This window comes from Hyphomicrobium sp. 01T421 (assembly GCF_056398805.1).
Map to the genome: position 1 here is coordinate 1,395,325 of NZ_JBFTQC010000001.1, position 12,273 is coordinate 1,407,597.

Annotated in this window: 13 protein-coding genes; 9 read left to right on the plus strand and 4 right to left on the minus strand. The window is 61.2% G+C overall.

The annotated features are described in order from the left end of the window. The first annotated feature begins 149 nt into the window (after positions 1-149). Positions 150-626, plus strand: coding sequence for a VrrB protein (locus AC1DK3_RS06265; protein ID WP_477191401.1), 477 nt, complete (start codon positions 150-152; stop codon positions 624-626). Positions 627-898: 272 nt separating this feature from the next. Further along, positions 899-3,055 (plus strand): sodium-translocating pyrophosphatase, encoded by a 2,157-nt coding sequence (locus tag AC1DK3_RS06270; RefSeq protein WP_477191402.1) that lies wholly within the window; start codon positions 899-901, stop codon positions 3,053-3,055. 95 nt (positions 3,056-3,150) lie between these two features. Here AC1DK3_RS06270 and AC1DK3_RS06275 read toward each other — a convergent pair whose 3' ends face one another. Beyond that, complete coding sequence (locus AC1DK3_RS06275) at positions 3,151-3,405, minus strand: hypothetical protein (protein ID WP_477191403.1); 255 nt, start codon at positions 3,403-3,405, stop codon at positions 3,151-3,153. 208 nt (positions 3,406-3,613) lie between these two features. Next, complete coding sequence (locus AC1DK3_RS06280; protein ID WP_477191404.1) at positions 3,614-4,102, minus strand: outer membrane protein assembly factor BamE; 489 nt, start codon at positions 4,100-4,102, stop codon at positions 3,614-3,616. 139 nt (positions 4,103-4,241) lie between these two features. Here AC1DK3_RS06280 and AC1DK3_RS06285 point away from each other — a divergent pair, with 139 nt between their 5' ends. From AC1DK3_RS06285 to AC1DK3_RS06315, 7 genes are all read left to right on the plus strand, one after another. Then, on the plus strand, positions 4,242-4,832 hold the full coding sequence (locus AC1DK3_RS06285; RefSeq protein WP_477191405.1) for a ubiquinol-cytochrome C chaperone family protein: 591 nt from the start codon (positions 4,242-4,244) through the stop codon (positions 4,830-4,832). After that, a complete protein-coding gene (locus AC1DK3_RS06290; protein WP_477191406.1) occupies positions 4,829-5,347 on the plus strand; it encodes a YceD family protein in 519 nt (172 codons plus the stop codon). The genes AC1DK3_RS06285 and AC1DK3_RS06290 overlap by 4 nt, the downstream gene beginning before the upstream one ends. 210 nt (positions 5,348-5,557) lie before the next feature. Then, positions 5,558-6,643: a phosphate acyltransferase PlsX gene (plsX, locus tag AC1DK3_RS06295; RefSeq protein ID WP_477191407.1), complete on the plus strand. Its 1,086-nt coding sequence runs from the start codon at positions 5,558-5,560 to the stop codon at positions 6,641-6,643. A 2-nt stretch (positions 6,644-6,645) separates the two neighbouring features. Next, a complete protein-coding gene (locus AC1DK3_RS06300; protein WP_477191408.1) occupies positions 6,646-7,623 on the plus strand; it encodes a beta-ketoacyl-ACP synthase III in 978 nt (325 codons plus the stop codon). Positions 7,624-7,750: 127 nt separating this feature from the next. Beyond that, positions 7,751-8,056 carry an integration host factor subunit alpha gene (locus tag AC1DK3_RS06305; RefSeq protein WP_092868132.1) on the plus strand — a complete coding sequence of 102 codons (306 nt, stop codon included), beginning with the start codon at positions 7,751-7,753 and terminating at the stop codon, positions 8,054-8,056. Positions 8,057-8,129: 73 nt separating this feature from the next. Next, complete coding sequence (locus AC1DK3_RS06310; protein ID WP_477191409.1) at positions 8,130-8,657, plus strand: MerR family transcriptional regulator; 528 nt, start codon at positions 8,130-8,132, stop codon at positions 8,655-8,657. Next, a complete protein-coding gene (locus tag AC1DK3_RS06315; RefSeq protein ID WP_477191410.1) occupies positions 8,641-9,447 on the plus strand; it encodes a 4'-phosphopantetheinyl transferase family protein in 807 nt (268 codons plus the stop codon). Before AC1DK3_RS06310 ends, AC1DK3_RS06315 begins: the two co-directional genes overlap by 17 nt. Positions 9,448-9,454: 7 nt before the next feature. Here the strand turns inward: AC1DK3_RS06315 and AC1DK3_RS06320 are convergent, their stop codons facing one another. Both AC1DK3_RS06320 and AC1DK3_RS06325 read right to left on the minus strand, forming a co-directional pair. After that, positions 9,455-10,744, minus strand: coding sequence for a hypothetical protein (locus tag AC1DK3_RS06320; RefSeq protein ID WP_477191411.1), 1,290 nt, complete (start codon positions 10,742-10,744; stop codon positions 9,455-9,457). 8 nt (positions 10,745-10,752) lie between these two features. Continuing rightward, on the minus strand, positions 10,753-12,111 hold the full coding sequence (locus AC1DK3_RS06325; RefSeq protein WP_477191412.1) for an APC family permease: 1,359 nt from the start codon (positions 12,109-12,111) through the stop codon (positions 10,753-10,755). Positions 12,112-12,273 lie beyond the last annotated feature (162 nt).

A 12,273-nucleotide genomic window follows, 5' to 3' on the forward strand; every position in this document is an offset into this window, starting at 1 on the left:
CGACCGGAATCAAGCTCACTGATGCGAAGAAGGTACACTGATGTACATCACACGTCAGGGGACCCGTTTCGCGATGACGTGCGTTAAAGTGCGCCGGGCTCGCGCCCGGAAAAAAACGTCCGAGGGCGAATGCCCCTGTGGAGAGACCAATGCGAAAGCTCGTAATCTCGATGTCCGTTCTCGCCGGACTCCTTTTCGCGGGAACACTCCCAGCTTCCGCTAACGCGGCAGCCGGTCTGACTGCAATGCAAGTGGAGAAATCTGCGGGCCTCGTGACTGAGGCCCGTTGGCATGGTGGCCATGGTTGGCATGGTGGCCATGGTGGATGGGGGCACCGCGGCTGGCACGGCGGTTGGGGCCATCGCGGGTGGGGTCATCGCCGCGGGTGGGGCGGCGGGCTCTACTACGGCATCGGCTGGCCTTACTATTACGGCTACTATCCTCGACATCGCTACTACTACGGCGACTCCTATTATGGTCGTCCGTACTATCGCTACGGCTGGGGGCATCGCCGCTGGCACCATCGCGGCTGGGGTCATCGTGGCTGGCGCCATCATGGCCACCGGGGTTGGGGCCATCATCGCGGCTGGGGCCACCGTGGGCACGGAGGCCATCATCGCCGCTAACGCCCGATAGCCCGAGGCCGGAAGGCGGCTTTTGAGCGATCCGCGCGGTTCGTCCGCCGGGTCGCTTTTTTTTTACGCGTATTCTCCAACTGCCCGAGTTGCAACACTGCGACACTTTTGGCATGGTCCGCCCCGACTCTCAGCCGACAACGCAATGTGAGAGAGCGAGAAATGCCGGGGGCGGGATAGCTGTTTCGGCGGCGCCTGAAAGCACCTGGAATACAGGTCCGATCAACGGGCCTCGATGGAAGCGTGCTAAAAGGGACCACTCAATGAGCAATATACTTTGGGGGATCATCGCCTGCGGGGCGTTGTCGATCCTCTACGCATTCGTAACGTCCAGGGCTGTGATGGGCGCCGACCAGGGCAACGCCCGGATGCAGGAAATCGCAGCAGCCGTGCGCGAAGGTGCGCAAGCCTATCTCAACAGACAGTACCGCACGATTGGCATCGTCGGCGTGGTCATCTTCGTATTGGCGTGGCTGCTTCTCGGGCCGCTTCAGGCATTTGGATTTTTGATTGGCGCGGTCCTGTCGGGCCTTGCGGGCTTCATCGGCATGAACGTGTCGGTGCGGGCCAACGTTCGAACCGCTCAGGCGGCGACCGTGTCGCTCGCCAAGGGCCTCGACATCGCTTTCAAGGCCGGTGCGATTACCGGCATGTTGGTCGCCGGCTTGGCACTGCTCGGCGTCGCCGTGTACTACGCGTTCCTGACCGCCGGTCTCGGCAAGGAGCCGGGTAGCCGCGATGTCGTCGACGCGCTCGTCTCGCTGGGCTTCGGCGCATCGCTCATTTCGATCTTCGCCCGTCTCGGCGGCGGCATCTTTACGAAAGGCGCTGACGTCGGCGGCGATCTCGTCGGCAAGGTTGAAGCCGGTATTCCCGAAGACGACCCGCGCAATCCCGCAACCATTGCCGACAACGTCGGTGACAACGTGGGTGACTGCGCCGGCATGGCGGCGGATCTCTTCGAGACCTACGCCGTGACCGTCGTCGCCACGATGGTTTTGGCTGCCATCTTCTTTGCTGGCCAGCAGAACCTCGCGGTGCTGATGCTTTACCCGCTCGCTATTTGCGCGGCCTGCATCGTGACCTCGATCATCGGTACCTACTTCGTGAAGCTCGGCACCAATGGCTCAATCATGGGTGCCCTCTATCGCGGCGTGATTGCCTCGGCAGTTTTGTCGATCATCGGGCTCTGGGCAGCGACCGAATATGTGCTCGGTGGCTTCGGAGACGTCGGCACCGCTGCCGGTCAGACGATCTCCGGCTGGAACCTGTTCCTCTGCGGTCTCGTCGGCTTGGGTCTGACAGGCCTCATCGTCTGGATCACCGAATACTATACGGGCATCGGTTATCGCCCGGTTCGGTCGATCAGCCAGGCGTCCGTCACCGGGCACGGCACGAACGTCATCCAGGGCCTCGCGGTCTCCCTCGAAGCCTGCGCGCTGCCGACGCTCGCAATCGTGGCCGCCATCATCGCGACCTACAAGCTCGGCGGCCTGTTCGGCACGGCGATCGCGACGACGACGATGCTCGGTCTCGCCGGCATGATCGTGGCGCTCGACGCTTTCGGGCCGGTGACGGACAACGCGGGCGGCATCGCCGAGATGGCCGGTTTGCCGAAGGAAGTGCGCCGTTCCACCGACGCACTCGACGCCGTCGGCAACACCACGAAGGCCGTCACGAAAGGCTATGCGATCGGCTCGGCCGGTCTCGGCGCGCTCGTGCTCTTCGCCGCCTACAACTACGACCTGCAGCACTTCATCTCGGAGGCCAACGCCCCAGGGGCGACGGGCTATCAGTTCTTCAAGGACGTGCAGATAAACTTCGGCCTCGAAAATCCCTACGTCGTCGCGGGTCTCCTGCTCGGCGGTCTCATTCCCTTCCTGTTCGGCGGTCTTGCTATGACGGCCGTCGGCCGGGCAGCGGGCGCGATCGTCGAAGAGGTCCGCCGGCAGTTCAAGGCGGACCCCGGGATTATGAAGGGGACGTCGAAGCCCGACTATGCACGCGCCGTCGACTTGCTGACGCGTGCGGCGATCAAGGAAATGATCGTACCGTCGTTGCTGCCGGTGCTCTCGCCAATCGTGCTGTTCGTCGTCATCAACGCAATCGCAGGCAAGGGCGCGGCGTTCTCCGCGGTCGGTGCCATGCTGTTGGGCGTCATCGTGACCGGCATCTTCGTCGCCATCTCGATGACGTCGGGCGGCGGCGCCTGGGACAACGCGAAGAAGAGCTTCGAAGACGGCTTCGTCGACAAGGACGGCGTCAAGCACATGAAGGGTTCGGAAGCCCATAAAGCGTCCGTGACCGGTGACACGGTCGGCGATCCCTACAAGGATACGGCCGGCCCCGCCGTCAACCCGGCGATCAAGATCACCAACATCGTGGCGCTGCTGTTGCTCGCCGTGCTCGCGCACTGGTAATCGGCAACACGCTTTGATTTGAAAATGACGAAGGCCCCGGAGTTCGCTTCGGGGCCTTTTGTGTATCCGTTCTCTTGCCGTCGTTTAAGCGGACATCAGCCGACCAGCTTCGGGTCTTCGCTGTCGTGCACGTGCCCGATGGCCTTGAGAAAGCGCTTGTCGAGAAGCGACGGCTTCAGAAGCACCTTTTCCGAGTGGACATCCTTCACGGCCGAGCGCGGTATGACGAACTCGCCTGCGTTCTCCACGTAGATGACGAGCGAGGTGGGGGTGACTTCGCGGACGGCGCCGACGCCGTCTTTGCCGTCAACCAGGAAAGCCATGAAGCCAACTTCGATGTGTTCGGTCATGTGTTATCCCTGCGCTGTTGCGTTGAGGGCCGGCCATGGAACGAGGCGCCCGAACCACGGCCGATCTGCTTCTTCCGCGGTGCCGTTGCAAGCGCAGCGCCGCTGTGAGCAAAGAATATAGCAGTCACCGCGCCCAGAACGATAGGCGACGATAGGCGACCATAGGCGGGATCATCCGATTGCGAGATCAGGTAAAGTAAATATCCGGTTAGCCGCCGCCGAAGAGCTGTTGCTTGCCGAGGTTCCGGAACAATTGCTTCAGGATGCCTTCGTCTTTGCCGCCAGGGGCCGGTGTTTTGCGGCTGACGAAATCGAAGATCTTTCCGTCTTTCAGGCCGTAGTTCGCAATACTGTCGACGGTGCCGCCCTGGTTGAAATAGACCGCCACAACCTGCCGGTCGGTCTCGGTCGGAAGGAAAAACGACTTCTGACTGTCGGTGCTCGATATATAGTAGAAGGCGCGTCCGTCGCCGACGACGGCGGTGGTCGCCGGGGTGCCGAGCGCGGTGCGCACTTGGTCCTGGCTCATTCCGGCCTGAACGCCCTGCAAGTCCGTCGGCCGGAACTGCTGGCCATGCTTGGTGATAACCGGAGTTCCGCACGCCGCCAGGATGACGGTTGATGCCAGTAAGCCTGAGCGAAGGATCGCCTTGAGTCGCCTACTTGAATGGCCGTGCTGTTTCATTTGAACTTTCATCTGGCGCGAATCTCTTCGCCCTATCGCCGACGTGTGTTTAGATTGTGCGTGAAAAGCCGGCAACTGCGCGCCCCCGCGGCCGCACGGCATGATCCCCAGACATTTGCTCTGCTCGTGCTGCTAACCAAGGAATCCGATTATGTTGCGATGGCTAAGGCAACGGGCCGAAACCAGCCGCAAAGCAGAAGAGCTTTATGGCAGCGTCGTGGCCGCGGCGCGGCAGCCGGCTTTTTACGGCGCCCTCGGTGTCCCGGACACACCTGAAGGCCGGTTCGAGCTGGTTGCGCTCCATCTTTTTCTCGCGCTCGAAGGCTTGCGGGGGCAAGGAGCCGCCGCCGAAGGTCTAGCGCGGCGCACGATAGAAACATTCGTCATTGATATGGACGACTGCATGCGCGAGATGGGGGTTGGGGATCTAACGGTGCCGAAAAAGGTTAAGCGGGCAGCGGCGGCCTTTTACGAGCGCGCATCGGTCTATCGCCAAGATCTGATTGAGGATCTGGCCCAGGATCTGGCTGAGCCAGGCGCTCCGCGACTAACCAAAAGCCTCCGCGGCTTTGTCTTTGCGGATTCCGTTGAGCGGGAAGACGGCGCAGCCGGGCTTGCGCATTACATGCAGGCCGCTTCATCCGCTCTCTCGGACCACGCATTCGGTGAATTCGTGAATGCAGGAATGGCGAGCCAGCTGCTCGCGAACGCAACATCAAAACGTAAGGTATCGATCACGTGACCGACCAACCGAATTGGATCGAAAAGGCGACGGACATTCCTGCCGGCGGATTGGAACGCGACCGCGCGGCGACGCCCGCTGAGCTTCAGACCATTGCGCAGGCTCTCGATATCCTGAAGGTCGCGAGCCTTTCCACGAACTATCGCATCAATGCGATCGCCGGTAACGGCTACCGGCTGCGAGGCACCATCACAGCGAGCGTCGAGCAGGCGTGCGTTGTGTCGCTCGAGCCCGTGAGCGGCAAGGTGAACGGAGCCTACGAGGTCGAGTTCTTCCCGACCGTCGATGTCAAGGATGGCGACGAGGAAGCCTCGATCCTCGAAGGCACCGACATCGAGGTGCTGGAGCACGGCATTATTCCGGTTGGTCGGATCGTCTACGAGACGCTGTCTGCTTCGCTCAATCCCTATCCGCGCCGTCCGGACGCCGAGTTCAATTGGGAGGACCCGAAGGCCAAGGACCCCGACAAGGTGAGCCCCTTCGCGGCTTTGTCCAAGCTGAAGCCGGACGATTGAAGTGACCCCGCCTCGGCGCCGGAAGACGGTCGAAGTGGATAAATTGTCAAGCCAAAACCGGGGGATATGAGTGCTTCTGTCACGAGGCGCGATTTCGCCTTGTGGGCGGGCCCCAAAAGGCTATGGTCGCGCCGGATTTCGGGGAAATATAAGACCCATGCCGGGTCTGGCACCTCCTCAGTGCCAATACGGCTTCAACGGCAATCAAGAATGGCGAGTCCAAAGACTATCGCACTGGACGCAATGGGTGGCGATCACGGTCCGGAGGTTGTCGTCCCCGGGGCGGCGTTGTCCCTGGAGCGCCAACCTGCGCTGAACTTCATCTTCTATGGCGACCGGCCGCGCATCGAAGCAGCGATCGCGCGACATCCCGCGCTGCAGGCAAAATCGCGTATCGTGCACACGGATCATGTGATCGCGATGCACGAGAAGCCGAGCCAGGCCCTGCGGCGTGGCAAGGGCTCCAGCATGTGGCTGCCGCTCGAAGCCGTGAAATTGGGCGAGGCGGATGCCGCGGTTTCGGCAGGAAACACCGGCGCCCTGATGGCCATCGCGAAGCTCGTGCTTCGACCGATCGCCGGGATTGAACGTCCCGCAATCGCCGCTATTTGGCCGACCATCAAATCGGAATGCATCGTGCTCGATGTCGGCGCCAATATCGGCGCGACTGCGGGCCAGCTGGCCGATTTTTCGCTGATGGGCGCCGCGATGGCGCGCGCCGTGTTCCATATCGAGCGGCCGTCCGTGGGCCTCTTGAACGTCGGTACCGAAGAGATGAAGGGCAACGAGGACGTCAAGGCCGCGCACGCGCTGCTGAAGTCGATCGATGCCCTGCCGCTCGAATACAAAGGCTTTGTCGAAGGCGATCAGATCGGCCGCGGCGCGGTCGACGTCATTGTCGTCGAAGGCTTTGCGGGCAACATCGCTTTGAAAACGGCGGAAGGCACGGCACAGCAGATCAGCAGCTATCTCCGCGCCGCCATGACGAGTTCCGTACTGAGCAAGCTCGGCGCCTTTCTGGCGCAAGGCGGGTTCCGCGTGCTGAAGGAAAAGATGGACCCGAGGCGCGTCAACGGGGGCACGTTTCTCGGCCTCAACGGCATTGCCGTGAAGAGCCATGGCGGCACGGACGCCTTTGGCTTTGCGAGCGCGGTGGATCTCGCTTACGAGATGGCCGATTCAGGTTTGATCGCGCGCCTCACGGCGGATATCGACGTTTTTCATCATAGGCTTTCGGGCGCCCCCAGCGGATCGCAACCGCATAGCGCGACCGGCAGCCCACTCGGAAAGGCATAGATTTGGCAGTCCTTCGTTCTGTCATTCGCGGCGTCGGCGCACATTTGCCGAAGCGTATCGTGACTAATGACGACCTCGCAAAAATCGTCGATACAAGCGACAGCTGGATTCAAGAACGATCCGGCATCGTCTGCCGCCACATCGCCGATGAAAATGAGCTGACGTCGGACCTCGGCGCCGCCGCAGCCAAGCAGGCATTGGTCCGGGCAGGGATCGATCCCGTCGACATCGACCTCATCGTCTGCGCAACGGCAACTCCCGACCGCACCTTCCCGGCAACGGCGGTTAGAATACAGTCGATGCTCGGCGTCACGAAGGGCGCCGCCTTCGACGTACAGGCGGTATGCTCGGGATTTGTCTACGCTTTGACCGTTGCCGACAACTTTCTGAAACTCGGGCAATCGAAACGCGCGCTCGTTATCGGCGCCGAAACGTTCTCGCGCATTCTCGATTGGTCGGATCGTTCGACCTGCGTTCTGTTCGGCGACGGCGCCGGCGCAGTGGTGCTCGAGGCGCAGCCGCAGCACGGCACGAACGACGACAGGGGCATTCTCGCGACGAGAATTCGGTCGGACGGCCGCTTCGAGGATTTGCTCTACGTCGATGGTGGTCCCGGATCGACGAAAACCGTTGGTCACCTCCGCATGAATGGGCGCGAAGTTTTCCGGCACGCCGTCCAGAAGATTTCGGGCGTCATCGAAGAAACGCTCGTCGAAACCGGCTACGCCGCCGACGAAATCGATCTCTTCATTCCGCACCAAGCCAACAAGCGCATTCTCGACGGTATCGCGAAAAAGCTGGGCGTCGCGCCCGAGAAAATCGTGATGACGCTCGACAGGCACGGCAACACGTCGGCGGCCTCCATCCCATTGGCTCTTAATGAGGCCTTCGAGGCCCACCGGGTTAAGGAAGGCAGTCTTATCCTGATGGAGGCGATGGGTGGCGGCTTTACATGGGGCGCCGTACTTGCACGCTGGTAAGCAAATTGGTGCACTGCAGCGTAGAAAGTCGTGATTTTTCAGTCGCTTGTTCGCCCCTCCCGTTGACCCCGCGACCAACCGCCGCTACCATATCCGGTCAGAACGACTGTTCGGCTGGGAGAACGAGATGGCGGGCAAGACGTTGACGCGAGCAGATCTTGCTGAAGCCGTCGTCGAAAAAGTTGGGTTGCCGCGCAACGAGAGCCAGGATCTCGTTGAGCGTGTGCTGGATGAGATTTCGGGAAGCTTGGCGGAAGGCGATGCGGTTAAGCTCTCGTCCTTCGGATCCTTTGGCATTCGTCAAAAGGGCGAACGCGTTGGACGCAATCCGAAAACCGGCGAGGAAGTTCCGATCACGCCGCGGCGCGTCTTGGTGTTCCGTCCATCGAACATCATGAAGGACCGTATCAACAAGGGTCACGCGAAGCGCTAGAGATCCGATTGCATCGCGGCGGAACTGGGCGTTCAATCGTCGGTAGCTACGGTACTCGCGAGGGCACGATTCCATGAACAAGTCTGCGGAGGCGTTTCGCACGATCGGTGAAGTGGCTGATGAGCTGCAGATTCCGAAGCATGTTCTACGCTTTTGGGAAGGACGGTTCCCGCAAATCCGCCCGATGAAACGTGGCGGAGGCCGGCGTTATTACCGGCCCGAAGACATGGAACTGCTCCGGGGCATCCGCGCGCTGCTTCATGCTGAGGGCTACACGATACGCGGCGTCCAGAAGATCCTCCGCGAACACGGTGTCGAGCAAGTCAAGGCCGCGGCTCACCGGGTTGCGGCAGCGCAGGCTGCGGCGGCTCCGGCCGAGCCGGCCAGCCGCAAGCGCGGAAGGAAGCCCGTAGCGAGAGCGACAGCCACCGCCGCACAACCCGAAAGCAAAGGGCCCGAGGAAGCCGTCGTCCCTGTCAAAGTTCAGATTCTGACTGCAATGCGCGAACTCGAAATCGCGCGCGCCATTCTCCGCGGCCAGCCGCTCAACGCAACGGATGGCGCCGACGAACTGAAGAAGCCGCGTGCAGGACGTTCATAAGCTTCGAGCCGCGGCGCAAACAAACATGCCCGCTCATCACAAGGGCCGCATCGAGGCCCAGAACAATCAGAACGATCTCGAAGTTTTCTTCGTCGATCTCATCAAATCGGTGGCGTGTCTCGAAGCCGAGGATGAGACGACGCCCCGGCTTTCCGCATCCGACAACGAGCGCGCGAGCGCCATGGCCGATCGCGAGGCAGCGCGGCTATGGCGTGCCACGCGCATTGCGACTCGCATCGTGCTTGAGCGCGCTGGCGGCGAAGCAATCCGGAGATTGAATTTCGAGATCGAGAACGGCGGCCGCCCGAGCCTCGCCGGAGCTCCGCACTTCAACGTCTCGCACACAGGCGAAGGCGCACTCATTGTCGTCTCGAAGGTCATGCAGGTGGGCGTCGACCTCGAGCGAAAGGAACGCCGCATCCGTATGTCCGATGAGCGACGGCAGCGGATCGTCAGCGCCGCCCAACGAATGGGAGCCCGACAGGCATTGTCGCCGGCGTGTGACACCGACGTGATCGTGGCGTGGGTCCGACTTGAAGCTGCCGCCAAGGCTCTTGGGTCGGGTATTGGCCGATTGCTGACGGAACAGGGCGTCGTTGGAGGCAGTCGCACGGCCCGCGCGCAAGGCTCAGGATTTGATCTCGAGATCAGGGACCTGGTGGTCGAAGGGCACTACGTTGCGGCGGTCGCAGCCCAACGTCTTCCTGAAAGAATAAACGTGCTCTCGTTCCCAGCCGATAACCTCGACGGGTTCATAAGAAGCAAATCATGGCCAGTGTCCGGAACGTGATCCGCGATCAGGGAGAGTAGCCGAATAGCTTCGGCCACGGATTGCTGACCGTCTTCTGCTCCCGGTTGTGCCGGTAGCGTTGCCGGGCGGGAGTATCGGACTTCGACTCAGCCTTCGCCTTTGTGACCGAACCGGTCTCGGAATCCGACGCGCTCTGCTTGCCTGTCGCGGGAGCAATCTCGAAAGCCGTCGCGGACGGATCTTTGACGGCGAGCAGGATGTTCGACTCCGTCGGCCTCCAGCGGTAGCCGAGGCTGAACTCGATCGGCTTCGCGTTCCCCTTTGCGAAAACGTCCTTTAGCTTCGCCTGATATTGGCCGCCGAAGAGGCTGATGGGGCCGACGTAACGGCCGTACGGATGAAGCTGCCAGCCTTGCGCGAAGAAACGTATCGGGATGCCGGAGTCATCCTCGAGCAGCGAAACGCTGTGCGAAAGCAGGAAGTCGCGCACCGTCGAGAAATGATCCGAGTGCATCAGGTACGACGCGCTCTTCAAGAAGCTGTCGCCATGCCCAAGCTTGTCGCAGAAGGTGAGAAACCCGCTGTTCTTGATGCCGCCGTCGGACAAGTCCGTGCTGAAGTAGTAGATCGTGCGTTTCTTGCCGACATTGGCGTCCGAGAATACGATTTTCGCGCCACGGCCAGTGGGGTTCGCGATGTTCTCTTCAACGGGATGCAGCGTGCCGTCGCTCTGCAGATCGAACAGCGAGATGTCGTAGATCGTCTTGCCGGAGCGCGCCAGGAACGTCATCAGCACAGGCAGCGTGCCATTGAGCTTGGCGCGGCTGAAATCGACGCGCATGGATTTCGTCTGGAAGAAGCTGTAGCTCAGTACCGAGCTCAACGACGACCGAAGTTCGCGCAGCGAGCTTGCGATCTCGCCGCGAGAAAACTTGCGCAGATCCGGGATCTGGCCCGGAGGCTCGAGCCCCGCCATCACATAAGTGTCGGCCGACGGAAAGAATGCGTCCGCATAGAGAAAGTCTGGCCCGCTGAAGAGATAGAACAGCACCGCCTGAGGGTTATTGAAATCGCGCGCAACCATGGTGCGGATCTTCGACAGCTGGCGCCGCTCGAGTCCGTCCCAAGCCTCGTCGAAACTGCGGGCGTATTGCTTCCAATACCCTTCGTTCGTGTACGCCGTAAGGGGCGACCCCGGCGACGGCTGCATCCCGGCGATGAAGCGGGCCGTATCGTTGATACTGGCGCTCGGTTCGGCCTGCGCGGAGAAGGGAAGGATCGCGAATGCAACAGCCATGACGGCGGCGATCGCAACGGAGACGCGCATTCTAGCCATGTTTGGTCCTATTGAGGTCTTGCATCAATCAACGAACGCCGTTGCGCAAAGGCATAAACGGCCAAACCCGTCAGCATGATGGCAAGACCTGCCAGCGACTGCAGAGGACGCTCGACAACGAGGTAGTACATCATGAAAGCGGTCACACCGAGGAAGATGAACGGCGTCACCGGATAACCCCAGGTCCGATAGGGGCGGGGTAGATCGGGTTCGGTCCAGCGCAGCACGATCACGCCGAGCACGGCCAGGAAAGAACAAAGCGTGAGGCTGAACTGGATCGTGTCGAGAATAGCCTCAAAGCTCTGCGTCATGAGCAGCACAGTGACGATGCCGAGCTGCAACAGAATAGCGGTTTTGGGAACGCCGTCACTCGTCGTGCGCGAAAGCGCCTCCAGCAGCGCATGATCTTTGCCCATCGCCATCGTGACACGAGGTCCGATCCACGTCATGGCGCTGATCGAAGAAATGAGGCCAACGCAGATCAGCCCTCCGACGATCCGGCCCCCAAACTCGCCGAAAATGTGTTTGCCGGCGACCAGCGCGACGTCGATCTGCCCGGCCATCGCCGAAATCGGCGTCGTGTAGAGGAACACGGCATTGAGAGCGACATAGCCTGCGATGACGATCAAAGTCGCGGCAACGATCGAGCGCGGCAAACTGACGGAAGGCTCGCGAATTTCGCCGGCGATATAGGTCGCAGCGTTCCAGCCGGAGTAGGCATACATGACGAAGACGAGGCTGACTGCGAACGGCGCGCTCGCGACATAGGTCCAGTCGTCGGCCGAGGGGGCGAAGGAAATGGGCTGTGGCGTCCCGCAGGCGAGCCCCGCGATGATCAGCGCAACGATGAGCGCGACTTTGATCAGCGTCGAGATGTTCTGGAATTTGCTGGAGTGCTTGATGCCGCTGAGATGCACGGCGGTCACGATCCAGACGACGGCGAGCCCGAGAATAAGCGGCGGAATGTCGGGCGAAATCGCTTTGAAGTAGACGCCGAAGGCCATCGCCGCGAGCGCGATTGGGGCCGAGAACCCGACTGTCGCGGATATCCATCCTGCGAGAAAGCCCAAGGCCGGATGATAGATGCGCGAGAGGAAATTGTATTCCCCGCCCGACCGCGGAAACGCCGCAGCCAGTTCCGCGTAGGCGAGGGCGCCACACAGCGCCGCAACGCCTCCGACGATCCAGAGCAACAGCACCGAGAATGCCGAGGGAATGCTCGCGACCTGAAAGCCAAGGCTAGTGAAAACACCGATGCCGATCATATCAGCAATGGCGAGAGCGGTGGCGGTGACCGTGGAGACTGTCCGGATATCGATACCGGAACCCATCGAAGACGGTGCGCGGATGCTGGCGGCAGATGTCATGAAAGAGCTTAACCGTGGCCGACTCGTGGACAGTATTGACTCGGATGCACAGCAACAACTGCTGACAGAACATGTTAAATCCGCGTTGCCAAAATACATCTAGCGCGTTGCGCGGAAGAACCTGTGCGTGGATTCGCCAAGTGCAGCATAACGTCATCCCTT